21 protein-coding genes and 1 pseudogene are annotated in these 26,277 nt (G+C 45.4%); 12 read left to right on the forward strand and 10 right to left on the reverse strand.

Annotated features, from left to right (window positions below; translation table 11 throughout):
- Nucleotides 1-59: 59 nt before the first annotated feature.
- Nucleotides 60-416, reverse strand: a complete 357-nt coding sequence (locus Q5691_RS05110) for a hypothetical protein (RefSeq protein WP_333344069.1) — start codon at nucleotides 414-416, stop codon at nucleotides 60-62.
- A gap of 121 nt (nucleotides 417-537) precedes the next feature.
- Here Q5691_RS05110 and ychF point away from each other — a divergent pair, with 121 nt between their 5' ends.
- Together ychF and Q5691_RS05120 are read left to right on the forward strand one after the other, a co-directional pair.
- Entirely contained in the window at nucleotides 538-1,629 is a 1,092-nt protein-coding gene (ychF, locus tag Q5691_RS05115) for a redox-regulated ATPase YchF (RefSeq protein WP_333344070.1), read from the forward strand.
- Between the two features lie 21 nt (nucleotides 1,630-1,650).
- Complete coding sequence (locus tag Q5691_RS05120; RefSeq protein WP_333030414.1) at nucleotides 1,651-2,016, forward strand: phage holin family protein; 366 nt, start codon at nucleotides 1,651-1,653, stop codon at nucleotides 2,014-2,016.
- Nucleotides 2,017-2,164: 148 nt separating this feature from the next.
- On the opposite strand, the gene Q5691_RS05125 is transcribed toward Q5691_RS05120, so the two are convergent.
- The 3 genes from Q5691_RS05125 to Q5691_RS05135 all read right to left on the reverse strand — a co-directional run bounded on the left by Q5691_RS05125 (nucleotide 2,165) and on the right by Q5691_RS05135 (nucleotide 4,279).
- Entirely contained in the window at nucleotides 2,165-2,599 is a 435-nt protein-coding gene (locus Q5691_RS05125; protein ID WP_333344071.1) for an NUDIX hydrolase, read from the reverse strand.
- Between the two features lie 195 nt (nucleotides 2,600-2,794).
- A complete protein-coding gene (locus tag Q5691_RS05130) occupies nucleotides 2,795-3,247 on the reverse strand; it encodes a DUF3531 family protein (protein WP_333038358.1) in 453 nt (150 codons plus the stop codon).
- A 15-nt stretch (nucleotides 3,248-3,262) separates the two neighbouring features.
- Entirely contained in the window at nucleotides 3,263-4,279 is a 1,017-nt protein-coding gene (locus Q5691_RS05135; RefSeq protein ID WP_333309026.1) for a Sll0314/Alr1548 family TPR repeat-containing protein, read from the reverse strand.
- A 472-nt stretch (nucleotides 4,280-4,751) separates the two neighbouring features.
- Between Q5691_RS05135 and Q5691_RS05140 the strand changes: the two genes are divergently transcribed.
- Nucleotides 4,752-5,423, forward strand: a complete 672-nt coding sequence (locus Q5691_RS05140) for an energy-coupling factor ABC transporter ATP-binding protein (protein ID WP_333145528.1) — start codon at nucleotides 4,752-4,754, stop codon at nucleotides 5,421-5,423.
- A 111-nt stretch (nucleotides 5,424-5,534) separates the two neighbouring features.
- Complete coding sequence (gene rsmG, locus Q5691_RS05145) at nucleotides 5,535-6,278, forward strand: 16S rRNA (guanine(527)-N(7))-methyltransferase RsmG (protein WP_333211746.1); 744 nt, start codon at nucleotides 5,535-5,537, stop codon at nucleotides 6,276-6,278.
- Between the two features lie 66 nt (nucleotides 6,279-6,344).
- Here the strand turns inward: rsmG and Q5691_RS05150 are convergent, their stop codons facing one another.
- The 3 genes from Q5691_RS05150 to rpiA all read right to left on the reverse strand — a co-directional run bounded on the left by Q5691_RS05150 (nucleotide 6,345) and on the right by rpiA (nucleotide 9,555).
- Nucleotides 6,345-7,100, reverse strand: coding sequence for a Fe-Mn family superoxide dismutase (locus tag Q5691_RS05150; RefSeq protein WP_333344073.1), 756 nt, complete (start codon nucleotides 7,098-7,100; stop codon nucleotides 6,345-6,347).
- A 213-nt stretch (nucleotides 7,101-7,313) separates the two neighbouring features.
- On the reverse strand, nucleotides 7,314-8,498 hold the full coding sequence (locus tag Q5691_RS05155) for an aldo/keto reductase (protein WP_333211742.1): 1,185 nt from the start codon (nucleotides 8,496-8,498) through the stop codon (nucleotides 7,314-7,316).
- Nucleotides 8,499-8,838: 340 nt separating this feature from the next.
- Nucleotides 8,839-9,555 (reverse strand): ribose-5-phosphate isomerase RpiA, encoded by a 717-nt coding sequence (rpiA, locus tag Q5691_RS05160; RefSeq protein ID WP_333153978.1) that lies wholly within the window; start codon nucleotides 9,553-9,555, stop codon nucleotides 8,839-8,841.
- A gap of 213 nt (nucleotides 9,556-9,768) precedes the next feature.
- Here rpiA and Q5691_RS05165 point away from each other — a divergent pair, with 213 nt between their 5' ends.
- The 4 genes and pseudogenes from Q5691_RS05165 to Q5691_RS05180 all read left to right on the forward strand — a co-directional run bounded on the left by Q5691_RS05165 (nucleotide 9,769) and on the right by Q5691_RS05180 (nucleotide 14,225).
- Complete coding sequence (locus tag Q5691_RS05165; protein ID WP_333344075.1) at nucleotides 9,769-9,984, forward strand: hypothetical protein; 216 nt, start codon at nucleotides 9,769-9,771, stop codon at nucleotides 9,982-9,984.
- Nucleotides 9,985-10,566: a hypothetical protein gene (locus Q5691_RS05170; protein ID WP_333344077.1), complete on the forward strand. Its 582-nt coding sequence runs from the start codon at nucleotides 9,985-9,987 to the stop codon at nucleotides 10,564-10,566.
- Nucleotides 10,539-10,787, forward strand: a pseudogene (locus tag Q5691_RS05175) (hypothetical protein); the annotation flags it as partial. The gene Q5691_RS05170 and the pseudogene Q5691_RS05175, both read left to right, overlap by 28 nt.
- 162 nt (nucleotides 10,788-10,949) lie before the next feature.
- Nucleotides 10,950-14,225: a tetratricopeptide repeat protein gene (locus Q5691_RS05180; RefSeq protein WP_333344078.1), complete on the forward strand. Its 3,276-nt coding sequence runs from the start codon at nucleotides 10,950-10,952 to the stop codon at nucleotides 14,223-14,225.
- A gap of 78 nt (nucleotides 14,226-14,303) precedes the next feature.
- Here the strand turns inward: Q5691_RS05180 and Q5691_RS05185 are convergent, their stop codons facing one another.
- The gene (locus Q5691_RS05185) at nucleotides 14,304-14,432 is read right to left on the reverse strand and encodes a hypothetical protein (protein WP_333053069.1); all 129 of its coding nucleotides are present in this window, start codon (nucleotides 14,430-14,432) and stop codon (nucleotides 14,304-14,306) included.
- Between the two features lie 380 nt (nucleotides 14,433-14,812).
- On the reverse strand, nucleotides 14,813-18,766 hold the full coding sequence (locus Q5691_RS05190; protein WP_333344079.1) for a PAS domain S-box protein: 3,954 nt from the start codon (nucleotides 18,764-18,766) through the stop codon (nucleotides 14,813-14,815).
- 296 nt (nucleotides 18,767-19,062) lie between these two features.
- Between Q5691_RS05190 and Q5691_RS05195 the strand changes: the two genes are divergently transcribed.
- Both Q5691_RS05195 and Q5691_RS05200 read left to right on the forward strand, forming a co-directional pair.
- Nucleotides 19,063-19,275, forward strand: a complete 213-nt coding sequence (locus tag Q5691_RS05195; RefSeq protein ID WP_333211729.1) for a hypothetical protein — start codon at nucleotides 19,063-19,065, stop codon at nucleotides 19,273-19,275.
- Nucleotides 19,276-19,403: 128 nt separating this feature from the next.
- Nucleotides 19,404-19,991 (forward strand): cytochrome b, encoded by a 588-nt coding sequence (locus tag Q5691_RS05200; RefSeq protein ID WP_333211727.1) that lies wholly within the window; start codon nucleotides 19,404-19,406, stop codon nucleotides 19,989-19,991.
- Nucleotides 19,992-20,103: 112 nt separating this feature from the next.
- Here the strand turns inward: Q5691_RS05200 and Q5691_RS05205 are convergent, their stop codons facing one another.
- The gene (locus tag Q5691_RS05205; RefSeq protein ID WP_333344081.1) at nucleotides 20,104-23,808 is read right to left on the reverse strand and encodes an alpha-mannosidase; all 3,705 of its coding nucleotides are present in this window, start codon (nucleotides 23,806-23,808) and stop codon (nucleotides 20,104-20,106) included.
- Nucleotides 23,809-23,990: 182 nt separating this feature from the next.
- On the opposite strand from Q5691_RS05205, the gene Q5691_RS05210 reads away from it, so the two are divergent.
- A complete protein-coding gene (locus Q5691_RS05210) occupies nucleotides 23,991-25,955 on the forward strand; it encodes a hypothetical protein (RefSeq protein WP_333344083.1) in 1,965 nt (654 codons plus the stop codon).
- Between the two features lie 78 nt (nucleotides 25,956-26,033).
- Nucleotides 26,034-26,150, forward strand: coding sequence for a photosystem II reaction center protein I (locus Q5691_RS05215; RefSeq protein WP_106151135.1), 117 nt, complete (start codon nucleotides 26,034-26,036; stop codon nucleotides 26,148-26,150).
- The last annotated feature ends 127 nt before the right edge of the window (nucleotides 26,151-26,277 follow it).

A 26,277-nucleotide genomic window follows, 5' to 3' on the forward strand; every position in this document is an offset into this window, starting at 1 on the left:
CCCAATCATTTTGTTGAATATCAGACTTGAAAAAACTCGGTTTTTGCGTAGATTATCGATTACTTGAAGTTGAGCGCAGTCTCTTTACAAAGGTCAACAGCACCCAAAGCAGTCCATTTGCCGTCATCGTATTCGGCCCTGACATCGAAAATACAGCCCGCATCCGAGCCGCCGTAGTCAGCTTGATCCCACTCAAAATCTGCCTTTTCCCGATCGGTAATGGGGGCCTCTAGCTCGTTTTCTCCCCAAGTATCCTTATCGGGAGGAGACATATAAACGGCTGTCATCGTCTTGCCGCTGTTGTTAATCACCGAAATTTTGACCACCTCAGCGAAAACGCTAGCTGCTGTCAGCCCTAACAGGGGCAGCGACAGCCCCGCAGCGATCGTTACTTTGCTTAACCACTTGTTAACCATTGAGCCATCTACCTCAAGTTAGATATTTATTCAAGCTTAGCTGTAGAAGTTAGAAGGGACAAGTCAGATATATTGCTATTGCTTATGATATTTTGAAACAGTGATATGTTTCTAAATAGCTATGCTTACTGCCGGAATTGTCGGACTGCCTAATGTTGGCAAATCTACTTTGTTTAATGCTCTGGTTGCTAATGCCAAGGCGACTGCTGCTAATTTTCCTTTCTGTACGATCGAGCCAAATACGGGTATCGTGGCAGTGCCAGACGAACGGTTGAAGGTGCTGAGCAATATTTCCAATTCCGTGCAAACTGTGCCGACGCGGATGGAATTTGTGGATATTGCGGGTTTGGTGAAGGGGGCGAGTCAGGGGGAAGGACTGGGAAATCAGTTTTTGTCTCACATTCGGGCCGTAGATGCGATCGTCCACGTTGTCCGCTGTTTTGACAATGATGATATTATTCACGTTGCGGGTTCTGTCGATCCCCAGCGAGATATTGACATTATCAATCTCGAATTAATTTTAGCAGACTTAGCTCAAATTGAACGCAGGCTCGATCGCACTCGCAAACTGGCCCGCAACAACAAGGAAGCCCAGGCTGAAGTGGATGTACTCGAAAAGTTGGTCGCGGTTTTGAATGCGGGGAAACCTGCGCGGCAGTACAGTTTCACAGATGAAGAATCTGAATTAGTTAAAGGTCTGGAATTACTGACCAATAAACCAATTATCTATGCTGCTAACGTGTCTGATGACGATTTAGCAACTGGAAATAGCTATGTCGAACAAGTGCGGGAAGTAGCAGCTAAAGAAAATGCTAAGGTTGTCATAGTTTCGGCGCAAGTTGAGTCAGAATTGGTGGAGTTGTCAGAGGAAGAACGAACGGATTTCCTAGAATCTCTGGGGGTAAAAGAAGGGGGTTTGAAATCTCTGATTCGAGCTACTTACGAATTATTGGGTTTGCGGACTTATTTTACTAGCGGCCCGAAGGAAACTCGCGCTTGGACGATTATCGCCGGAATGTTAGCACCGCAAGCTGCGGGGGTAATTCACTCGGATTTTGAACGGGGTTTCATCCGGGCCGAAACTGTAGCATATGAAGATTTGGTTGCTACGGGCGCGATGAATGCAGCTAAGGAAAAAGGCTTAGTTCGCAGTGAAGGGAAAGAGTATGTTGTACAAGAGGGGGATGTGCTGTTGTTCCGATTTAATGTTTAGCTTTTTTAAGGAGATTGGCACATGGATATCGTTTCGCTGGCAATTGCTTGGCTGGTAACTTCGGTGAGCTTTTTTATCATTTCCAAATTGCCCATCGGGGTGGACATTGACACTTTTGGAAAAGCGATGATTTCGGCTGCGGTTTTTGGATTGCTGAATGCTTTGGTGCGGCCACTTTTTGTGGTTTTGGGTTTTCCTTTGGTGTTGGTAACTTTTGGTTTGTGGATAATTGTTATCAACGCGATTATCTTTGGATTGGCGGCTTGGCTAGTGGATGGATTTCGCTTGCGCTGGGGAATTTGGAGTGCTTTGCTGGGGGCTATCGCCCTCGGTTTTATCAACTCTTTGCTCTATGAGCTGTTGCGGACTCTGCCTAGTGTAAGGTAGATCCGGGTAATGCGGGGGGCGGAAGGAAAGGGCGGGTTTATTCATCCTGTTAGTTATCGCAAATATTTCAGGTGAAACCCGCCTCTTCGGCAAATATTTTAGGTTTAATTCTCCCATATCAGGTATTTGTTTTTTGGTATTGGTTGAGTTATTTGCCTTCGCAGTAGTGGATAAATTGCTCTGGAACGAGGCGCAATTCGCCCGATCGAAAGCGCTCGATCGGTATCCAAAGTGCGTTAAATACCCACTCTCCGTCTGCAAAGGCTAGACTCTCCAATTCATAAAATTTGCCATCGACAAAATCGCACTGGTATAATTGTATTAATTCATGTCCGGCTTGGCCATTATAAACAAAGAAGTTTTCCAAACAAGTCAAATATTTGATGTTTGTCAACTCGGCTTGAATTTCTTCTTGAAACTCTCTTTGCAAAGCGTCGATGCTGTGTTCTCCGAATTCTATGCCACCGCCCAAAGCGCGGTAAAATGTGTCTTGTTTGACGGGATCTTCGCATTCTGACACGAAAATGCGATCGCCCGATTGAATTAATCCTAAAACAATTACGCGAACTTTACCTTTTTGCATAATTAGTTATCAGTCATTAGTCATCAGTCATTAGTTATCAGTTAACTGGTTCCTAGGCTATGTCTAGGAATCAATGTCCAGAGGCTCTGCCTCGCTTTCGGAGCAGCAAAATAGGAGGCAGAGCCTCCGGATATGTGTGACCAGGCAGAGCGTAGTAACGAGTAGAATCCGCCCCTAATGAGTAATCACTAATCACTAATTATCAGCGGCAAAAGTCTCTCGACGGCGACTGGTGTCAACGGGCCAGTTTCTATTTTCCCCGCCAATAATGAGTTTTTCAATGGTTACGAATTCTTTGCTGAGTTGCTGGAAAACATTAATCAAGACATCGAGGCCAATTGCATCGCTAGTACCCAAATCAAACCAGCAGCGAGCCCAAGAACCTTGATACTCCATTTCTCCCATATTGTGCATCAAAGCCATCATGCTTTGGTCGGCTAGATTAACATCGTAATTCATCTGACTGATATCTAAGCCTTCATCTTGAACTTGCAAATTTTCTGCATTAAATCCTCCCAGTTTTCCCAAGAAAAACCAAGAGTCAAACACTTCTTCAACATACTGTTTTTCACCGTTTGAAGGCACGTTGCTGAACTTCAGCCAAATCCAGAGGTCAAAGGGGTTAAACTCGCGAAACTCTACTTGCATAGTTTTTTTGTGTTTTTATAGTGGTGGTAAGGCCGCCGGCCCCCAGACTCCATCTGCATCTCTAATTTTATCGCGCATCGGGTCGCAGGCGCGAGATTGGCTGTCGAGACGGTTACGGGTTCTGCACTGCTGAAAGAAAATTTCTGCTACTAAACTGCGTGGCAGTTGGTCGGGTTTTGCTAAGGCTGCGTCGAAGTTTTTTCTGGCTTCCTCAAGTAAGGTTTTGTTGCTGTCTTTTCCCTGGGATTGGGAAAACAATATTTGTGCTTTTAGATAGAGAACTTCGGGATTATTTGGCGTTTCAGCTAGCGATTTGTTGGCAAATTCTAAAGCGCGATCGTACTTTTTTAAGTCTCGATATCCTACTGCCATGCCGCGATAAGCTAAGTAGCGGGGAGAGGCTTTTTGTTCGAGTCTTTGAATTGCTTCGTTGGGATTGGAAAAGGGTAGGTTTGTGGCTAGCATTAAGTCCATGTAGCCTTTGATTAGGTTTAATTCTGGGTCGTTGGGCGCTATTTTGTCGGCGGCATCTAGGTATTGAAATACTACTCGCAATTTACTCAACGCTTGGGGCGCGCCTTTGGCTGTTCCTTCTTTGGCTATAATGTTCGCCCCTTCTAGAAAGTAACCTGCTGCTGTGTAAATATTGCCGCGCAATGGATTAGTTTTAGTCAATTTTTCGCCGACTTCGCGGGTTTTTTGTGCGTAGGAATTCATCGAGTTTAAGTCCTGCTCGATGTAGGATAGGGAGGCTGCCATTGCATAGGCTAGCGGCTCGTTTGGTTCGGTTGATAGTGCTTGTTTAATTTGAGTTTTTGCTTGTTTGTAGTTTCCTTGCTGAAACATTGTTTTGAAAGCGGTTTCGGTGTTGGGCCCGATCGCCTGCGGGTTGCTGCTGCGAAAGGGATCGCCCGCTACTGCGGAGTTAATGCAGATACTGAGGGCGATCGCTGCTGCACTGGCGATCGCCCGCACTGTCTGTTTAGAACTTAACATTTGCTTGCCCAGCGATGCTAAAGGGGTTTTCGTCATCGTCAATTCTCTCAATGTAATATACTGTAAACTAGAAACAAGAGAGTTAAATTTTTAGACTTTCGGACCGCGACCAAAAAAAGAGTAAAATTTGCTTGATTTTTGATGGTTGTTGAGGTATATTTTAATAATGGAATTGTGACTTGTAATATATTGAAGCACAGATTCCCATTATCAAAATATACCATGAAAAAACAGAAAAATCAAATGCCAATCCTGAAAAATAAAGAAAAATTTTGTCAAGATTTATGTAAAATAATTCTCTGCGATCGACCCCAGCCAAAAACAGCCTTAACTATCAATAGCACAACCCGAATTTCCCCGCTCTAACAATAAATATTTTTCTAATTGTTGACTGTTGACTGTTGACTGTTAACAACTGCCAACTGCCAACTGCCAACTGCCAACTGCCAACTGCCAACTGCCAACTGCCAACTGCCAACTGCCAACTGCCAACTAAAAACTGCCGTTAATGCTTTATCTAAAAAACTTAGTATATCATCCTACCGCCTGTCCGAATCCTATTCTGAAAAATATTAACTTAGAACTTCCCTCGCAGCAAATGGGGCTGATTGTGGGCCGCAGCGGTTCAGGCAAAAGTACCCTATTAGAAATATTAGCAGGTTTAGCGGAAAAAACTAGCGGCGACATCCGCTGGCGGGAACAAGAATTAACACCGGAACACTTGCAACAATTAGGAGGGTTAGTATTCCAGTTTCCAGAAAGGCATTTTTGCGGAGGCACAATTTTAGAAGAATTGCGACTGGGGCATCCTGAATTGGGACAAGAACAAATCAACAAAGCAATGGCAGAAGTGGGACTCGGACATTTGCCGCTGCGCGCTTCCCCCCACGCTTTGAGTGGCGGGCAACAGCGCAGGGTAGCCCTGGCAGTGCAGCTAATTCGGCAGCCGCATTTGCTACTTTTGGACGAACCGACGGCGGGTTTGGATTGGTCGATGCGCCGGCAGTTGGTAAGCTTGTTGAGTAAGTTGAAAAGTCACTGGACTTTGTTGATTGTCACTCACGATGCTAGCGATTTGCTGAGCGTTGCTGACCGATTTTGGACTTTAGATCACGGGGATTTGCAGGAGGTCGATCGGGCTAAATTAGAAGCTAAGGAAACGAGTTTTGTGAGTCATTAGTCAGTAGTCAGTAGTCATTAGTCATTAGTTAGTGCGGGCGGGTCTATCGCATTATGAAGCATTTTTAAGTGCAGATAATTTGCAGAGCTTACAAAAGAGTGGGAATAAAAGATGAATCAGATTACAATGCCTGTGTTGCCCCAGATGAACGAGTTGTGGCAAAAAACGCTGAATTGGCAGCCGGATGAGTCGCAGCAACAAAAATTTCAGCGGCTTTATGAGTTAATTGTCGAGGGAAATCGCTCCTTGAATTTAACTCGAATTACTGAGCCGATGGAGTTTTGGGAAAAACATTTGTGGGATTCTCTGCGGGGAATTGGGAGACTGCTGCCAGCTAATAACAGTGCAGAAAAAAATAGCGAATTGCCCCTAGATTCGGTGCATAAAGTTATTGATATTGGCACTGGTGGGGGTTTTCCGGGGTTGCCGATCGCGATCGCCCTGCCGCATTTATCAGTTACTTTGCTCGATTCTACTCGCAAAAAAATTACTTTTTTGGAAACAGTTGTGCCGTCTTTAGGGATAGAAAATGCGGCGACTTTGTTGGGCAGAGCCGATGAAATTGCCCGACAGCCACAGCACAAACAAGCTTACGATTTAGCAGTTCTCCGAGCAGTGGGAGCCGCTCCTCTCTGCGCTAAATCCGCACTGCCTCTGCTGAAAAATGGCGGTTTAGCTGTACTTTACCGAGGGAATTGGACGGTGGAGGAAGAAACCGAGTTGCAAAGGGCGATCGAGCATTTGGGCGGCACCATTGAGTCAGTCGAAGCATTCACAACGCCGACGAGTCAGGGGGCACGGCACTGCGTTTACTTGCGGAAAGTTGTACAGCAGTTCGAGCGTCCCGTGCGCTAGTAGGGACACGGCACTGCCGTGTCCTGTATTTCATCGGCCGTGTCCTGTATTTCATCTAATTGAAAACTACCCGATAGCCTTTTCGTAGCGCTTGTTAATTGCCGCCCAATTAAGAACATTCCACCAAGCTTTTAAGTAGTCGGCACGCAAATTTTGGTATTTGAGATAATAAGCGTGTTCCCAAACATCGTTACCCATAATTGGATAGTTGCCCTCCATGAAAGGAGTGTCTTGATTTGCCGTAGTTGTAATCTCAAGTTTGCCAGCTTTATTGCGGACTAGCCAAACCCAACCGCTGCCAAAACGCTTGGCGCCGGCATCGTTAAATTTTGTTTTAAAATCGTCAACACTGCCGAAATTTTGCTGAATTGCTGTTGCAAGTGCCCCTGTAGGTTCGCCGCCGCCGTTGGGACCCATGATTTCCCAAAACATACTGTGATTTAGGTGCCCGCCACCATTGTTACGCACGGTTGTGCGAATATCTTCCGGCACTTTGCTCAAATCTCGCAGCATATCTTCCGCAGAGATATTTTTGAGTTGCGGGTATTTACTGACAGCATCGTTGAGGTTTTTAACGTAAGCGGCGTGGTGTTTGTCGTGGTGAAATTGCATTGTCCGCGCATCGATGTGCGGTTCTAAAGCATTGTATTCGTAGGGCAGAGGTGGCAGTGTAAAAGGCCCGGGGGTTTGGGCTATTTTGGGACTTTCTGCAATTGGACTTGCTTGCGATACATTATTTCCTGACGCTTGGCAAGCACCTGCGGTAATAGCTCCGACGGTGGCTGTCACTAAATACAAGAAATCTCGGCGTTTGAGAGTCATAAAAAGTACCTAAGTGCATTATTAACTGTTTTATCTCAGATTAAAGCAAAATGGGAGTGAGTTGAGAAAAAAAGTGGTATCGCCCGAATGGATGAGACGGATGGGCGATGGTTGTGATAGTTTCTCAAGTATAGGCTAATTGTGTGCGCGTAACTAACTCACGTGCTCCGGTTCACTAATCCGGTTTCTGTCTCGAAACCGGGTTTTTTTTGATTATTCTTGGGACAAGCGCTGGATGGCTTCGCCCCCAAAAAGCCGATCGGCTGCTTGGAGAATACCGGGAATTTTAGCAGCGTGAGGACTGTGGGCTAGGCAGCGGCGCAAGTCTAATTCATTGAGGCGATCGGCTTTTTGGCCCGGGAACCAGTGACTGGCATTACCTAAGAGGTTGTAGCGCATCTTGCAATAGTCGATCGTATCGTAAGCCTGCGCCAAATTCCACAGCCACAGAATCACATAAATATTAATACCTCCGGGAGTATTTTCGATAGTTGGTAAACCGACGTGCCAAGTCTTAAACCAATCTTTTCCTAATTTATCAATGGCTGCTTTTTCTAACTTTTCTAACAATGGTGGCAAAATTTCATCGGCTCTATCTAACAATTCTACAGCTTTAAGATGCTCGTTAAAATCTTCAGGTTTGGCGGCCCCCAAACTTAAAGTATGTACTTGCGGATGCGACAAACAAAACAAATCATTAAACACCATTGGACTCAGCGGATAGCACAAATCTACCAATTTTTGCGGCGGGCTGTAAAGTTGACCTCCTTTGTCGGAAGGACTGATAATAAAAACGCCCATATCGTGACGTTTAGCAGCTTCTATAGCCGACCAATTACTTTGATTGATGTAGTACCAGTGCAAGTTAAGATAATCAAATTGATTGGTTTCAATTGTTTTGACAATCACATCCGTCGGGCCGTGAGTTGAGAAACCAATAAACCTAACTTTCCCTTCTGCTTGTAACTTTCTCGCCACATCCATGCAGCCGCCCGGACGGATAGACTCCTCTAGCAATTCCCACGTATTAATGCCGTGTAGCGACAGCAAATCGACGTATTCTAGTTGCAAATAAGCTAAGGATTTATCAAAGTCTTCGCGGAACTCTTGGGAGTTTGGTTTGGGGCTAACTTTCGTTTGCACTATCAACTTTTCGCGGGAAAACTTCGGGAAAATCCACCCCAATTGCATTTCGGAAGTGCCGTAACCGCGAGCAGTTTCTATGTGATTTATGCCGCATTCAATCGAGTAGCTAATCGTCGCTTCTAGATTTTGTTGATTGTCTGGGGGGATTTCATTGGCTGGCACGTCTTGCCATTTATACTGATATCTCATGCCACCGCAGGAAAAGACGGGCATGGATAATTCTGTGCGACCGAATCTGCGATATTGCATCATAAAAAGTTGACAGTTGACAGTTGACAGTTGACAGTTGACAGATGAATCGCCTGGTTTTTAGGATGGAGATTTATAAACCACCCTAAAAATATTCCTCCGCCATACAGGAGTTTAAACCCCTGAATTTTGACAATCAAAGTCAAGGTAAGCCCAAGTGCATTTAAATTGTATAGTCAAATTTAAGAAAAGTCTTGTGTGGAGTAGGGGTTGGGCCCGAAAGCCCGCCCTAAAAATACAATTTAGATGCCCAACAGCTTAACTCGCATATTGCAGCATTCTCCTGAACAGGCAAAATGCCTGTTCCCCCAAGAGTTTTTGACCGCCCGTGTGGCAGTTTTGACTATTTAGAAATCTCCCGGACTACGGGTTTTCCGTCTTGTATTTCGCCGACTAAAACCAAATCTGTACAGTCTACAAACAAACCATTTTCTAACACACCGGGAATGTTATTCAAGCTTTTTTCCATTTCTCCGGGGTTGGCAATGTCATCAAATTTGACATCAATTACCATATTACCTTGATCGGTAATTACCGGGCCTGCTTTTTTCACGCCCATGCGGAGTTCGGGTTTGCCGCCCAATTTTTCAATGGCGCGCATCACTGGTGTTAATGCCATCGGTATAACTTCGATGGGTACGCGAAAAGTCGAACCCAATTTATCTACAATTTTAGAACTGTCAACTACTACAATAAATTGAGTGGCGAGGTAATCGACTACTTTTTCGCGGGTGTGGGCTGCGCCGCCACCTTTAATTAAGTTGAGGTGGGGATCGACTTCATCAGCGCCGTCAATAGCCACATCAATTCTGTCAATTTCATCTAGTGTTGTCAGCGGTACTCCGTACTGTTTGGCTAACACTTCTGATTGAAAAGATGTCGGCACTCCTTTGATATCTTTGAGTTCACCTGATTTTATGCGATCGCCCAATGCTTGAATAGTATAAGCTGTAGTTGACCCGGTGCCGAGTCCGACAATCATACCAGATTTTACGCGATCGGCAGCAGCAAAGCCGACTTGCTGTTTCATCAATTTTACGGGATCTTGTTCTGTGGTCATGTTCGGTACTCCTTAATAGTTTTAAGATTATACCATTTATTATGGATTTATTTAACCGCATAGAGCGCATAGAACGCAGAGAGGAAGAAGAAGAAGAGAGGGAAATCGCAAATTATTTCAAGTGGGAACTTCTCTCTTTTTTCTCTGGTCCCTCTGCGTCCTCTGCGGTTAAATAAAAAAATCTAGTTCACAAATCGGTGGATAATTGCCACAATGAAAATCGGCTTTCTCGATACCTACACTTGGGATTACAATATTGAAACTCCTTACTGCAAACCTTTGGGCGGCACTCAGTCTGCTATTTGTTACTTAGCTGAGGCGTTTGCTGCACAGGGAAACGAGGTATTTTTGCTCAACAATACCTCCGAGTCGGGGATGTCGCACGGTGTTGATTGCAGGCGCAGGGTGGGAGACAAATCAAATTTATAATTGCTGCGATCGCTCGATTTTTTAGTTATAGTCAATACAGTCGGCAAAGCGCTGGAAGTTAAGCCGCTTTTGGGCGATCGCACTCAATTAATTTTGTGGATTCATAACGAACCGGGCTTTGTATTCCTCCAAGATTTTAAGAATGAGCGAGAAATCAATGCTTGCGATGCTTTTGTATTTGTCGGCGACTGGCAGCGTGAGCAATTTCATTGCCGTTTCCTGATTGACTCCAATCGCATTTGTGTTTTAAGAAATGCGATCCTACGTGGTTTTGCTAATATTTTTGTTGATAATATTTTTATCCTCTCTCAAAAATCTCGACCGCCCATTCTAGCTTACACCAGCACTCCATTTCGCGGACTTGATATTTTGTTAAAAGTCTTTGCCGAAATTCGTCAAGCTGTCCCCGGAACCAGATTAAAAGTATCTTCAAGCATTAAAGTACACCAAATAGACGACAATGATAACAGCTTTTTTTCGGTCAACTTTACTACCAGTGTCAGGAAACAGAAGGCGTCGAGTACGTCGGTTCCTTACCGCAACCCGAACTCGTCCGGCAACTGCGTTCAGTCGCGGTTTTAGCTTACCCAAATACCTATTTGGAAACCTCATCTATTGCCGTGATAGAGGCGATGGCCTGCGGTTGCCGGATTGTGACGAGTGAATTGGCAGCTTTGCCGGAAACAACTGCTGGATTTGCCCGTCTAGTTTCAATGTCAGGGGTGAAAAATTTTGCATCGATAACTAATTGGAAGCGGGCGGGCAAGGCAGATTGGGAGGGATATACAAGGCGGTTTTTATAGGCGATAGTCGGAGTTTTAAATGAGGCCAGCGGTGCGGGTGGCGCAACTGCTGAAAATCATCTGAGACAGCAGGTAGAATATATAAATCGAGGGTGTACTTGGTCTGTGCGATCCCGATAGTGGGTAGAATGGCTGAATAGTATTAGTGTAAAACCTGTAAGAGTGGCAGAGCAAATGATCGGGAATTCTTTAGTAGGTTTAGAGGCAGTGAGAGATTATTTTCAAAAGGGAAATTGGCTGAAAGAGCGAGGTGATCTCGGTGGCGCAATCGAGAACTATCAGAAAGCTTTAGATTTTAATCCAGGAGATGCAGAAGTTCATAAAAAGTTGGCGGAAGTTTATGTTTTGCAAGGAGAATTTGAAAAGGCGATCGCATCTTGCAATCTCGCTCTTAAATTCCAACCTAATTTTGCTGCCGCTTACTTGACAATGGGCAATGCCTTGCACAGTCAAGGAAAGCTGGAGATGGCAATAGAAGCTTACTTGCAAGCTTTAGAAATTCAGCCAGAATTTGCTGAAGCCAGCGCGAATCTCGGTAGTATGTATTACAAGTTAGGGCAATTGGAACAGGCAGCCAATTATTACCAAAAAGCTCTGGTAATTAATCCTCAATTGTGTTCTGTCAATATGATGCTGGGCAGTGTTTGGCAGCAGCAAGGAAAGTTAGAGGCAGCCATTACTTGCTATCAAAAAGTGCTGCAACAGCAACCGGGAGATGCCAGCGCTGCTGAGAAATTATCGAGTTTAATCGCACAAAAAGAGCTGGTCGCTACTGACAGCAACTTTATCGAATTAGAAACAGAATCAGGGGAATCGCCACCAGTATCTGTCAACAAAGATGAAGGCTACGGCTTGCAGCCTTCGAGTATCAATTTGCCGGCAGCGCCCACCACTGAGACTTTAAATACTCCGTTTACAAACCCCGCCGAACTTTCCGAACAAGTTACCTCGATTAATGTTCCAGATAGCGGACAAGTTGCCAATTTTCAAGAAGTAGAACCGTACAATAAACTCGCCGAAGACTTTTTAGTTCAAGGTAAAATTAAAGAGGCTATCGCAGCTTGTCAGCAAGCGCTAAAAATTCGACCGGATTTCATCTACGCTTACGTCACTTTAGGCAATGCTTTGCAAGCAGGAGGCAAAACTGAAGCTGCAATTCGATCGTATTCTCAAGCCCTAGAATTGCAGCCAAATTTTGCGGAAGTGCGCGCCAATATCGGCAGTATGTATTTCAAAATGGGGCGTTTGGAAGAAGCGATCGCCCATTACCAGCAAGCCATCGCCCTGAGTCCCGATTTAGCGGGAGCTCACTGGAATTTAGGGAAAGTATATCACCAACACGGCAACATCGAAGCAGCGATCGCCTGTTTTAAAAGAACCTCCGAACTCAACCCGCAGCTAGTCGGTGCAGACTTCCACTTTAACTTAGGTAATCGACTTTTGGGCCAAGGAAAGCGCGACGAAGCCATCGAATGCTACGAAAAGGCGATCGCCATTAAACCAGATTGGGCAGAAGCTTACGGTAACATCGGCAGCGCGCGATCGCAACAAGGCAATCTCGACGCCGCCATCGCTTATTATCAGAAAGCTGTAGCTTTAAAGCCACATTTAGAAGTTTTGCACTTCAATATAGCCAATTCTTTTTTACAGCAAAACAAGTACGACGAAGCAATTACTAATTACCGAAATACTCTGAAAATTAAGCCCGACTGGCCGGAAGTTCACGCTAACCTCGGCAGTTGTTTTTCCATGCAGGGGCGGCTCGAAGAAGCTCTAGCCAGCTATCAGCAAGCTTTGGCATTAAAACCGAGTTGGGCAGAGGTTTACTGCCGGATGGGACACATTCAGAAACAAGATAAGCCTTTGGAGGCGATCGCCAATTTTGAAAAAGCGATCCAATGCAACCCCAAATTTAGCGAAGCCTACCAACAACTGTGCGACTTGCTAAGCCATTCCACCAACCTCGCTGGAGCCCGTAGCGTAGCCGACAAATACTGCGAAAACTGCGGCGAAAATGCCCCAGTCATGTCAGCTACAGCCTACGTCTTTTCCTACCTGCAATCAGGTGTCAGCAAACAGGCAATTCAGAAACTCGAGGAAATCGAGAAACTATGCTACGAAAAGGTCGAAACCTTTAGCGTGATCGAACTAAAACTACTCTACGAAATCTTCCTGTTTGCAGTTTCTCACCTGCGAGACAACCGCGAAAAGAATGCCAGTTTTTACAGACTCATTGCCAAAGAATACTACCAAAAAGCCGTTCCTAAACGCCAGGAAATTAACAGAAGCAACCTAGCAAATTACCAAACAAAAGAACAGCGTCCTTTAAAAATAGGCTTCCTTTCCAAACACTTCCGCCGCCACTCAGTAGGCTGGTGCAGCGAAGCTTTAATTCGCGAATTAAGCCACATCACCCCCCACGTTCACCTTTACGTCACCGGGAAACTCCACCGAGATGAGGTTACGCAGCGGTTTGAAGACATGGCGGGCAAGTTTTACTGGCCTAAAAAATATCCAAACGGCTTTGCTGACGGCGGCGAAATCTTCGCCGAAGTAGCGCAAGACAACTTGGATGTATTGATAGACTTAGACTCGATGACAGTACCCACAAATGTGGAAGTGCTGTATCAATATCCTGCGCGGATTTGCGTTTCTTGGCTGGGATTCGACGCACCTTACATTTCAGATAATCACTATTTTCTGTGCGACGAACACACTCACCCCCCTGGTGTTGAAAAAAATTACTTAGAAAAGTTAGTAAGACTGCCTGCAGGTTCGGTAGCAATTGGCGCACTGCAAAGCATTCCTGTGAATCGAGAGGGGATTAGAAATGCTCTCGGAATTGGCTTAGATCAAATGACTTATCTGTGCGTTGCCCCAGGGAGAAAAACCAATCCAGAAATGGTACGAGCTCAAGTTACAATTCTGAAGGAAGTACCAGATAGTGTGTTAATCCGCAAAGGTCAAGGCGACCCCGATGTTATTCACAGCACTTACCGCGAAGAATGCGAAATTCAGGGAGTAGATTTTGCTCGGATTAAGTTTATAGGGCAAACCAGAAGTGAAGAAGAACACCGGGCTATTTATTATGTAGCCGACGTGCTTTTAGATTCCTATCCTTACAACGGCGGGACTCATAATTTAGAGGCTTTATGGGCGAATTTGCCAGTGGTAACTCGATCCGGCGACCAATATCTTTCGCGCATGGGTTACGCTTTTCTGAAAAGTGCAAATGTTGATGTTGGTGCGGCGTGGACTTGGGAAGAATACACGCAGTGGGGAGTTAAGTTTGGCCGCGATGCTGGTTTCAGAAATGCGGTGAAAGAGCATTTAGTAAAATCTAAGCAGCCAGAACATCTCGCACCTTTGTGGAATCCTAAAAAGTTGGCTGAGGATATGTATGAGGTGTTTCAAAAACTTTTGTCGGCTGACGGTTGACGGTTGACGGTTGACTGTTATCAGTTATTGGTTATTTGTTACTCGCTTGGGGTTGCTAATAACCAATAACCAATAACATTAGTCTGCACCGTCAACCGTCAACTCTCTCTGTGTTCTCAGGGGGCGATCGCCTATCAAGCATTGGAGATGGCTGTGGGCGATCGCATTCGATCGAGTTGACGAGCAAGACTTCTGGAACTGGTACAAATTTTGCTAATCCTCGACATCACCCTACAGCGCCACTGGCACACTCACCTCCTTACCAGCAGGATGATTTCGTGCTACCTTCCTAATGACTTTTTACCAAAAGTAGATTACTATTAAATTGAACGCTCTTTGCTAACCCTCTTGTCAAAACCTTTAGTTTAGACAAAAGGAACATCTAGGATGTAATTTTATGGATTTTGCTGACCCCGTAATTCCTCCACTAATACTTATACTTACTGGTGTAATTTGCCTGGGTGCCAGTTTGATAAAAACACCGTGGTTTGAAATCCACCTTAAAAGTAGCTGGCTTCTTACAGTAATTTCTGTGTGGCTTGTTATGGTAGGTTTATTTCTCGTCCTTCTTTGCACAACTCTTCTGACTACTCACTAATAGCCACTCGATCGCGCCCGCCAGACTTAGCTCGATACAGTGCCTTATCCGCCGCTTCAATCAACATTTTCGGGGAATTTTGACTTGGCGAAACTGCCGCAACTCCCAAGCTGAGAGTCACAGAATCACTGACAACAGACTTGATGTGGGGAATGGCCAATGCTTTGACGCGGCAGCGGATTGCCTCCGCAACCGCCTGTGCAGCGACGACATCCGTATTTGGCAAAATTACCCCAAATTCCTCGCCGCCGTACCTAGCAGCCAAATAGAGGCGTTCTGGGGGTGCATTTGTGCAAGCATCTCCGATCGCCCGCGCCACTTGCTGCAAACAAGCATCCCCGGCTTGATGGCCGTAATTGTCGTTGTAAAGTTTAAAACAGTCAATGTCGCACAGAATCAAAGATAGCGGTTCCGAAGAGCTCGACTGCTCCCATTCTCGGTTGATCACCTCGTCAAAACGGCGGCGGTTAGCTAGTTGAGTCAGACTGTCCAAATTCGCCAACCCGTCCAACCGCTGGTTGGCCGCAGCTAGCTGCTGGTAAAGTAAAGATTGTTCGATCGCGATCGCCACTTGAGTACCCAACTGACTCAGCAAATCCACATCAAACTGCTGCCACTGGCGGGGGGCCGAACAGTGGTGGGCAATCAGCAAACCCCACAACTTCGGCACTTGACAAGAACCGTTACCTTCCCTAGGTTCTATGCCCTGCTGGACAATCGGCACCACCAAATTTGCCTTCACCTGACAAGTCTCCAAAAATTTAAGGTGACACTCGCTCAAATTAGAAGCATGAATATCCTCTATGGCGCGAATGCGGCCCTTTAAATACTGTCCGATGTAAGTATTGGCAAAACAGCAATCGTCAATTCCCATCCCCTTGAGTGGCATCCATCCTTCTGCAACCGACTCCACCACCACATCTCCGTTCCAGTCTGGTCGGAAGCGGAAAATCAGCACGCGATCGGTTACCAAAAACTCCCGCACTTCCGCTACTGTAGTGTTGAGAATATCTTGAAGATCCAGAGAAGAACGGATGCGTGATTGAATCTGTGCGATCAAGCGTTCCCGTTCTATTTGTTGCCGCAGCGCGACTTGGGCTTGCTTACTTTTAGTTATGTCCCGACCTTCCGGCAGCAACAATACTATTTTCCCAGTTTCATCCGCGACAGGTTTGAGAGAAAAATCAACAATTGCCGTCCGATTTACACCTTGAACTTCCACTTCATAGCGGACAAATTCACCTTGTGCCGATCGAGAAATCGCCTCTTGCAACTGTTCCTGAACTTCCTCAGAATCTCCCCACCAGGGCAATAGCCAAAACGGTTTATTAGCCACATCCCGTAGCTTAATTCCGGCAAAATCTAGAGAAGTTTGATTAGCTTCCAGCAGAGTACCGTCCGGTTTCAATAAGCTCACAAATTGGAAAGAAGAATCAAAAATTGCCCGAAACCGCCTTTGAGAATCTCCCAACATTGCCGTCACCTTTTCGCGAGAGGTAATATCGCGGAAGCGCCACACCCTGCCAATAATATTTTGTCCGACTCGAATCGGCTGCGTGTAGCGCTCAAAAGTGCGGCCGTCTTTAAATTCTAGAATATCGCAACCTTCCGACTCCGCATCGCTATAAAATTCTTTAACTCTCTGCAAAAAAGCTCTCGGATCTTTCACTTGCTTAGTGAGAAATGCCAGCCGCAGCGTTCTATCCATTGAATTTCTAACTTCTTCATAAATTCCCCACATTTGAACTAATTTTTCGTTATAGCTAATCATTTCTCCGGCCGTAGTAACGGCGAGAATGCCGTCGGCGGTTGCTTCTAAGGTAGCGTGCAGCAGAGAGCGCGATCGCTCTAATTCTGCTGCGGTCAATTTGCGTTCCGTGAGGTCTCGGACTGCTTTCACCTGTACTAAACGACCTTCCCAAAATACAAACTTGCTGCGAACGTCAGCAGGAAAAGCAGTTCCATCTCGCTTGAGAAAAATAGTTTCACAGACTGTATTGCTGGCAGCAGAAATCATTTGCGGCGCTTGTTTGTATGATTTCGGCGACAGTAGTTCCAGCAAGCTCATTCCCACCATTTCCGCAGGCTCGTAACCGAAAAGTTCGGCAAAATTACTGCTAACGCTCAAAATTGTGTCGCGGTCAGCCACGGCAACTGCTTCAAAATAAGCTTCGCATTCGAGCAAGCGCGCTGCTGAGTGGCTGCTGCCATTTTCTGCGGCAGAATAGCTGTTGTTAATTAACTGTTGCAATTGCGTATTTGCCGAGTACAAAGCGGTCATGGCTTGCCTGTACATAGCAGTACGTTTTTCGACTTTTTGTGCGAGGCGATCGCGATATTCTCGCAGTTCTTTTTCGACTCTAATTAAATCAGTAATATCAACGGCAAACACGATTACACCAGCGACTTTACCTGTTTCATCCCGGTAAGGTATTTTATCTGTCCGCACCCAGCATTTTTGACCCGAAACGGTTGGTAGCAGTTCGACTTGCCCCTGTTTGGGAACGCCCGACTTGATTACTTCTAAATCTTCTAAATAATATTGCTCTGCTTCGTCTGGATAGATTTCATAAAAAGATTTACCTTCTAATTGAGCAGCAGGCAAACCTCTCGATGCAGCGGCGGCTTGATTAATTCGCAGCAGACGACTTTCGGTATCTTTGAGCCAAATCATCGCCGGCACGGAATCAAAAATAATTTGCTGTTCTTGTTGCTGCAGGCGTAGTTCGGCTTCTGCTTGTTTTCTTTTAATTATTTCTTTTTGCAGTTTGTGATTAGCTTTTTTGAGTTCAGCAGTGCGTCTTTCTACTCTTTCTTCTAGTTGATCGTAGTATTGGGTCAGCAAGTTTTGCTGCTGTTCGTGCCGCATTGCTTCTAATTTTAACTTTTCGCTAGCTGACAAACTTGAGGACACAAAATCTGCTAATATTTGGGTAAATTCGTGTTCTTCTTCCGTCCAATCACCGTCGGAACCCTGGCGTTCGGCGCTGACTATTCCCAACCTTTGACCTGCTAGCACAATCGGTACGTTTAACAGGGAAGTCGTGCTCTTATCGACGAAATAAAGACCGACAAGTTCTCGCGTTCTGGGGTCATTTTCTGCGGCCACAGTTGCGATCACACTTGCCGATTTTAAAGCTTGAAAATAAGCCGGACAGTCGGCTGCAGTGAGGATGATTTGTACGGAATGGAGTTTAGTATTTTGTTGGTAAAGGTCGATGCAGTGAAGCTGCGTTTTGTCTTCGCCATACAGCCAAATACTGGCTCGATCGCAGTTGACAATACTGACAGCGGTTTCTGTTACTTCGCGGATGAAGTCTTCTATATTATTGCGTTCTTTAAGTTGACTTTTGGCTAATTTTGCGATCGCCAAAGTTGGACTGCGCCAATTTCCTCTCTGGTTGGGCGGCATGGGTGACTGCGAAGCGGCCTTAATTTCTTCGCAAACTAACAGTACAGCCGGTCGTTGGAAATTGGCAATTGAACGACCATTAGTATTTTCCTCTATTTTCCAATCTAACGCCGGCATTGCGCGCGCGGTAGCTTTTACCCTAATAATCCTGCCATCTTTGCAAGTCAAGCAGCCTTCCCAACAGGCAACTTTTGGAGTTGACGTACCGTTTTCCGACTGGGCCAATCCGGCAAATTCTGCCTGCATTTTGCCTTGCTCTGGGCAGTAAAATATGTTAAAAATTGAATGACAAATTAATTCCTGCGATTTGTAGGCGAGGCGAGACGCACCGAATTGATTGAGCGAAAAAACTCTTCCCAAAGCATCTAGAACGAAGTAAATGCCCGGAAAATTCTCGTAGAGAGTTCCATACCAATCTTGTTCGACTTGTTGGCTGCACGAAAGTTTTGCTGTCGCGAAGTCGCCGTCGGTGTCGATCAAGTGAGAATAGTTGGTTTCGGGGCTGCTTGAATGACTTTTTTTAGCAAACACTTTTAGCTTAACTCGACTGTAATTAATTTTACTTTCTGGAATTTAACTTTTTTGTGAAACTAAATTAAACCTGTTGTTTGAAAAAAGTTACAACTTGTAACAAAAATACGACTTGTCCAGCACCCTGATTTTCGCTTCCCAATGCAACCACTGTGTTTGTTTGTAGCTGGTACACGGTCTGCAGACGATATTTCCCGATAGTTGCAATGCCAGCAGGTTTAGCTGCAATTACCCAGGCTGTACTTTTAGCATCCTAGACAATAAAAAAAATCGGCAATCAATAGTTTTAAGTATATATGATAACACTCAAATACCTAGTAGTGAGACTGACCTACTTCGGATTCGGTTGGGGATATTTGCCGAGGCTGCGGATGAACCGGGCGGCGGTGGCAATTATCGGGTCAGCTTTTGCGGTGGGTTTGGGGATACTCGACCTGAAAACTGCTTGGGAGGCGATCGACCCAAGTACGATGTTTTGTGTTGGGAATGACGATCGTGAATCTAATTAATTAGACTGTTTAATAAATATTTATAATACTTAAGTTAAGTAAATCTTATAATGCACAATCGACCACGAGCTTTAGTCCTATAGTTTATACTTAATCTTGTCCAGCAAACGCTAAGGAGGTAAGGAAGAGTGACTACCCAACCCGCTGCGAAACCCAGACTTAATTCTGCGTTCAAACAACTGATGTCCTTACACTGGGTGATGTCAGCTTGCTATTTAGTGTTGTTTATTACCGGTACGTCTATGGCTCGATTGCCGGGAGAATTGTTTATTCGAGGCCCCCTTTACGATTTTCACAAATCCGTAGGAGTGCTGACAATGGCTTTGCTGACTTGGCGGATTTTAACTCTGCTGCGCGTATGGTGGAAAAAATATACGAAACGCCTGCCAAAGTTTACTAAGGAATGGTACAAAAATTTTGCTCTGCACGCAACTTTGTACGTTTTTATGTGGCTAGTTCCGGTTGCGGGTTTCTTACTTTCTAACTCTTACAAAAGTAACAATGTGAAATTTTTCGGAATTCTTTTGCCGGATATGTTTCCGCAGAATTCCGCACTGGTTGAGGTAGGAAGGAGTTTGCATTTTTGGCTTGGGTACACGTTTTTAGCCTGCGTAATTTTGCATATTTTAGATCAGAAGAAAGTTGTGAGAGCTAATTGGCGTAGGTTGACAAATTTTGTTAGCACTAAGTTCCCAAAGTCTCAAAATGTGGGATAAATTTGCGATGGGGTACTATAGCCTTTCTCAGAAAGATGAGGTACTCATGGGCATAGGGCATAGGGCATAGGGCATAGGGCATAGGGCATACCGCACTTTTTTTTGAGAACCGCTATATCTGAATTGGTAATGATAAATTTACTGCAAAACTGGCTATTTTCCACGGTGATATTCTGAAACTTGTCCCATCGTCTGAATTCTGGGACAAATTTATGGGTTGTTCTAATAAATCGACAGGCTGACTAATCGCCAAACCCAAATCGCTCTTTAATTCCAACTTCGCCTCTTTACCGTGACACTCGTAACACCGCAAAATCCAAGCATTAGAATCATCTTCCGATTGTTTGAAAGCCATCAACACTAAATTTTCGGCGGACCAATCCAAGAACTTCCTCACTGCGGGTAAACTCTTGTTTCGATTTTCTCCCGACTTGGGCAACACCTTTACTAGCAGTGGTAAATTTAACTCGTACCCCTGTCGAACAGTACCTGCATCTTGCCAATTTCCGCTGTGGGGATAGACGGCATAAGTAAATTCGGAAACTCCTACATCTGCTTGTTCATCCGGCCAAGTCGAACCCCGAAGCAATGTCAGCCGAATTTGATTTGGTTGAAGGTCGCAACCGTATTTGCAATCATTGAGCAAACTCACTCCAAAACCGTCATTGCTGATATCAGTCCAGCGCAAAATCGGCACTTCCCATTTGGCTTTTTCGGCGGGTGTTTGCGGCTTGGTTGTGCGATCGATCGCACCACCGGGAATTTCGCAAGTTGCAAAATCTGCTTCTACATTTAACCCAAAGGCTGCTTTTACTAAAACGTGCTTTTCTTGCCAATCTGCCACTGTCTTGATTTTCAGCAGCGGCGAACCTATTTCTAGTATATAATCTTGACAAAACTCCGATTTGCCAATTTGTCGGACTACGCGCAAACTCTGCCGTATTTCTCCCTGCTCTACCCAAGCAATCTCTTTGAGTGTCGGCGCGGGTAATTGATGTTTTTGATAATTTGGGTCGATGTTCCAAGCATCCCAATATTGACCGCTGTCTTGAAATGCTTGCAGTTGATTGCCGCCTGCTGCATTCAAGACTTCTCGGTTATTTACTTTATCCCAAATGCTGGATAAATCCCCAGTTTTGTCATCTACTGTTGCCTGAATAAATTCATTTTCTAATACCATTTGTGCGGCTGCAAAAGGCGTTTCTTGACTAACTGTGTTTTTTTGTGCTATACCGTATGTAAGTTTTGATAACTCTGTCTTTTTTTCGGTTTCTGGACTCGCGGACGCATTATCCACAGTTGGAGCGTCTTCGCGACACAGCCAAAACACCTGGTAGCCAACGGCGGGGATATTATTTGCCCAGAATAACAGTTTAGATGGCGATTGCGGTCGATCGCCCCTGACAATCTGCGACACCAATCGCCGTCGGGACAAGTCGTAAATTTGCCAAGCTGAATCAGCGGAATCGGGAAGCGGTACGGCGACAACCTCAGAGCGATCCCAATTGAGAGTATTGAAAATTAAAATCGGTTGAGCGTCGGGCTGCGGAGGGGAGGGGAGAGAAATTTGAGCCGAGATTGCATCCAAAGATTTTAACAGGATTTCGCGACAAGTGCGATCGACCTCAGCAAAGGCTAGATTAGCATCCGCATAGACTTGGGCGATCGCAGAACCGGGCAAAATATCGTGAAATTGGTTAAACAAAATTTGTTTCCAAGCTGATTCTAACTCAGATTTCGGATAAACCGCACCAGTACAAATAGTGGCCAGCGAAGACAGCAACTCCGCTTGGTAGAGCAATTCTTCGCAGCGGCGGTTTTGGCGTTTTTGGTCTGCGCGAGTCGTGTAGCAACCCCGGTGGAATTCTAAATAAAGTTCGTCTTTCCAAACGGGAAGAGTTTTGAGTTTTGAGGTGAAAGGATTTCCATCCTTCATGGCCGACAAGTTAGACAATTCTCGCGCCTGCAAATTCTCCTGATTGTCTGATTCTGGAACATCACTTTCTGCCCTAGTTGTCGTAACTTCAGGCAAAAACTGACTCTCAATCAAAGACAAATAATCAACCGCTTTCGCAAACTCCAACCTTGGGAAAAAAGGCGACATTTTCCAGCGTTTCGCCACCTCCAACATATCACGAGTCGGGCCACCGCCGTGGTCGCCAACCCCAGGCAACCAAAGAGCATTTTGCAAACCAGTCTTAACTTCCCAGTCAAAAGCATAACTTGCCATTTTCACAGATTCTACGCTTTCACCAATTGGAGCAGACATCATACTAAATATTTTAGTACCGTCCAACCCTTCCCACCAAAACACACCGTGGGGAAATTCCGTTGTATCATTCCAACGCAACTTTTGCGTCACAAAATAATCAACTCCACCTTGCCGCAAAATCTGAGGTAATTGCCACCCAAAACCGAAAGTATCCGGTAGCCAAGCTACCCGCATCAATTCCCCAAATTTTTCTTTTGCATAACGCTGTCCGTAAAAAACTTGCCGCACCATTGATTCAGCAGAAATCAAGTTTAAATCCGGTTCTACCCACATCCCCCCGACAACTTCCCAACATCCGACGGCCACCTGTTTTTTAATCGCAGCAAATAAGTCCGGCCGATGTTCTTCCATCCAAGCATAAAGCGCCGGAGTAGAATGACAGAAAATCAAATCGGGAAACTCCGATTGCAATTTCAATACCGACTCAAAAGTTCGCTGTGCAGCTTCCCAAGTTTTCGGTACAGGCCACAGCCAAGCCAAGTCTAAATGAGCGTGACCCACCAAATAGATTTTACCTCTATATATAGATGTCAGCTCACCACTTTCTTCTATATATATAGATGTAGCGTTGCTATTTTCTCCAACCTCCGAAACATCCTCCCTTCTTCCTCCCTCTGCGGCCTCTGCGGCCTCTGCGGTTCCCTCATCTAAATCCCCAGAAAAAGATGTCAGAGCACCACTTTCTCCTATATATATAGATGTAGCATTGCTATTTTCTCCAACCTCAAAAACCTCATCCCTTCTTCCCTCTGCGCCCTCTGCGCCCTCTGCGGTTCCCTCATCTAAATCCCCCAAAAAAGCCTGCAGATATCCCAATAAATTGTGCCGCAAAACCGACAGCGATCGATCGAACTTTTCGCGATCGCCCACAGCCGACCAATCAATCAAACCAAGCGCCAAATCAATCTCTGATTTCAGCGTTTCCCCCTTGACAAACATAGGGCGATTTGCTATTGTTTCAGTGGAGAGGTACTGGGAATTTACATTTTCTAAATTTCGACTTAGCGAATTCTGCAAAATCTCTAATTCGGCAGCCACAAAACCCGGATCGAAACAAGAAGAGTCCGCAGCTTCGTACAGACAAATCGATCGCACTAAAGCACCGTTATCGTGACCCGGACTTACCAACCGCAAAATAACTAAAAACTCATCTCCGGGATTGGCCGACGAACTCAACAAAACTCGATCGGCAAAATCAAATAAATCTCCCTGTCCGACTAACTCGCCGTTCACAAAAATTTGAGCATCTTCTGCCCACCAAGTCAAACCCAGCAGCAACCGCAAACCAACCACAGGATAGCCGTGCAAATTGTCAGGAATTACAAATTGCTGGCCCAAATATAAAACTTGCTTCCCCGACGGCCAAGCAATATGTCCTTTGCCGTTAAGTTCGGCAATCGGCTTGTTACAAATATTTACTGAAGAGACAGCAGAGTCCGAATCGCAGTACCTCCAACCAGACTGAACCTCCACTTGGCTGAGGAGGCGCAACTTCTCGACAGTGGCAGAAATATTGTTGCTAGCAGGTGACACAGAAGCGCTCATATTTAGCTAAACTAGGAATTGTGTATTAATCAAAAATCGGATTGAACCGCCCCGACGCAAAGGACGCGAAGAAATAAAGGTTTCAGAGGGTTTGAAGCTGCGATTAAGATCTCGCTTTGATTTTACAGCAATATTCAGCAATTCCGGCGCGAATCAAAAATCTGAATTCAAGAATAAAACTTATGTCCAACGGTTACTACGGCCCCTACCAAAGCCGACTATTAAATTTTATATCGAAACAGTCCCGCCAAGTCGCTGACAATTGCGATCGAACTTGGCGTCAAATTAAAGAAACAACTCTCACCGCCACCCAAATTCTGCTTTATCCAGCTTACTTGCTGGTGCAAAGTTCCCGACTGCTGGGCCGACAGTTGCGGGAATCAAGTCAAAAAGTAGATTTACCGGAACTGCAAGAATTTGGCGGCGACGAAAACCCCGATTTGCGACAAAATTGGTATCAGGGGGAAACTTCCGACGAAAGTTCGATCGCCGAAATTTTACACCTAGCCGAAAATTTACTAAACTCGTCGCAAACTGCGAAAACTTTAGCCAGCTTCCCGCTGTTAATAAATCAGGGAAATGCTGTTAACGATTTACCTCCGGCCATCAATTTTAGCGGACAAACCGCCAATTATCAAACCACTTCCGTCTTAGAACACCCCCTTGCTAAAACTCAATTAAAACCGCAACCGAAAGTTGAAGGAATTGCCAGTTTTATCCCAGCCCGCACTTTAGTATTGGTCGGAAAAGAAAATCAGATATTAGATATTTTGACGCCCGAACAGCAGGAAATGCTCGAAGGTCGCATAACTTGGGAAGTAGCAAACTGCGGGCCCGAACAACGGGAAATTACCCAAAAAGAATTAAAATTTAATCTTGGTTTGGAGTCGGCTGCCAAAAAAGCGCAGTTGCCGCCGATGCGTCGTTTTTGGGAATTGATGGCATGGCTTCAGACGAGTCCGGTTGCTCTGAAAAGAAATCAGTTTGGAGAATCAATCCTCGCAGTTAAAAAATCGATCGACCGCAATGCCATCCTAGTCCAAAAAGCCCGCGCGCAGATTGAAGCAAAAACCGTACAGCAGTCAATTGCGGCATCGAATTCGATCGACCACAATACCCCAAAACTAGAAACTAATTTTAACAGCAAGTTCGATCGACCCCCTACTCCTCTCTCCTTTGTTACATTACTCGATCGCGCCGCCGTCAACCTCGAAGAATTTACCCTCCCCCCCTCGGTAAAAACAACCCCCGCACCCACAGAAAACCCCGGAGTCAAAATTGACACATCGGGCAACGAAACTAATTTAGATTTGTCCGCCCGCGACATCCTCGAAAAATACGCTCGAAACATCGAACAAGTGATTTGGTCCTCAGTAGACCACCTCCTGGGCAAAGAAACGGCAGCGAGTGATAATACGGAGAAATCCGTCGCCATTCAGTATTATTTGAAACAGCGACAAGAACAAGAAAACACGCAAATAAGCCCAGAGGTCGATCGACCGTGGCTGAATTGGCAAGACTTATTTGGGGAACCAGCACCGCAGCATTTAATAGAGGAAAGTTCCGCGCCCCTAATATCACAAAGCAGTCCAAAAGTCAAGCAAAAAATTGCAGAATTAGGAGAATTGTCAGAAGGTCGATCGACCGCAGTCTCAATATCCCCGTACCCCGAAGCACTTCACCGCCTGCTGGGGCAGCTAAAACAGAGCTTGCTGACAAAAAGCCCAACAAGTCAACCCCAAACAGCATCTGATTTATCTGATTTAGCAGTTACTCAAAAAAATAGCTCTGCACTCGCAGCAGAATCAACCCCAGGGCGTGCACAGGAAACCCAAGTGCCAAAAAACACAAACCCGAACACCCGACAAAACAACCACTCTCCAGCAATCACCGCCCAAACTAGCAGATACACCGCCGCAACCCCCGCCACAGCAGAAGCCAAAAATCCCAGCGCAGGCGTCCCAGCAGAAGACGACTACTTAGAAACAAAAGCAGAATCGATGGGATACATTAAGCACCCCCTAGAACAAGTGCTCGAATGGCTCGATCGAGTTATGCTGCGGCTAGAAAACATCGCCGAGCAACTATGGAATTGGGCAAAAATCAACTTGCCCAAAATCCTCAAAAGCAAAGATAAAATTGACTAATCTTTAGCTTATGATAAAAAAGTTGCCGCAACAGCAGCAAATCAGCTCAGTATTATGCCATCTTTGGAGACTCCCACAGTGCTAACCCTCAAAATCGTAGTTAATGTAGTTGTCCTATTTTTTGTTTCCCTGTTTGTATTTGGATTTTTGTCCAATGACCCAGCCCGGAACCCCAACCGCAGAGACATGGAATAAACAAGTTATCTCGCCCGCAGAGTAGGGGCGCGCCACCGCAGCCCCTGCAACAGCCGACAAACCCGCGAAAATTAGTCGGACAAAACTTGACCTCGCACCGCCAGCGAGGTTATCTTGTGGCGAAAGC

It is taken from the genome of Microcoleus sp. w1-18aA5, from assembly GCF_036701705.1.
GTDB lineage: Bacteria > Cyanobacteriota > Cyanobacteriia > Cyanobacteriales > Microcoleaceae > Microcoleus.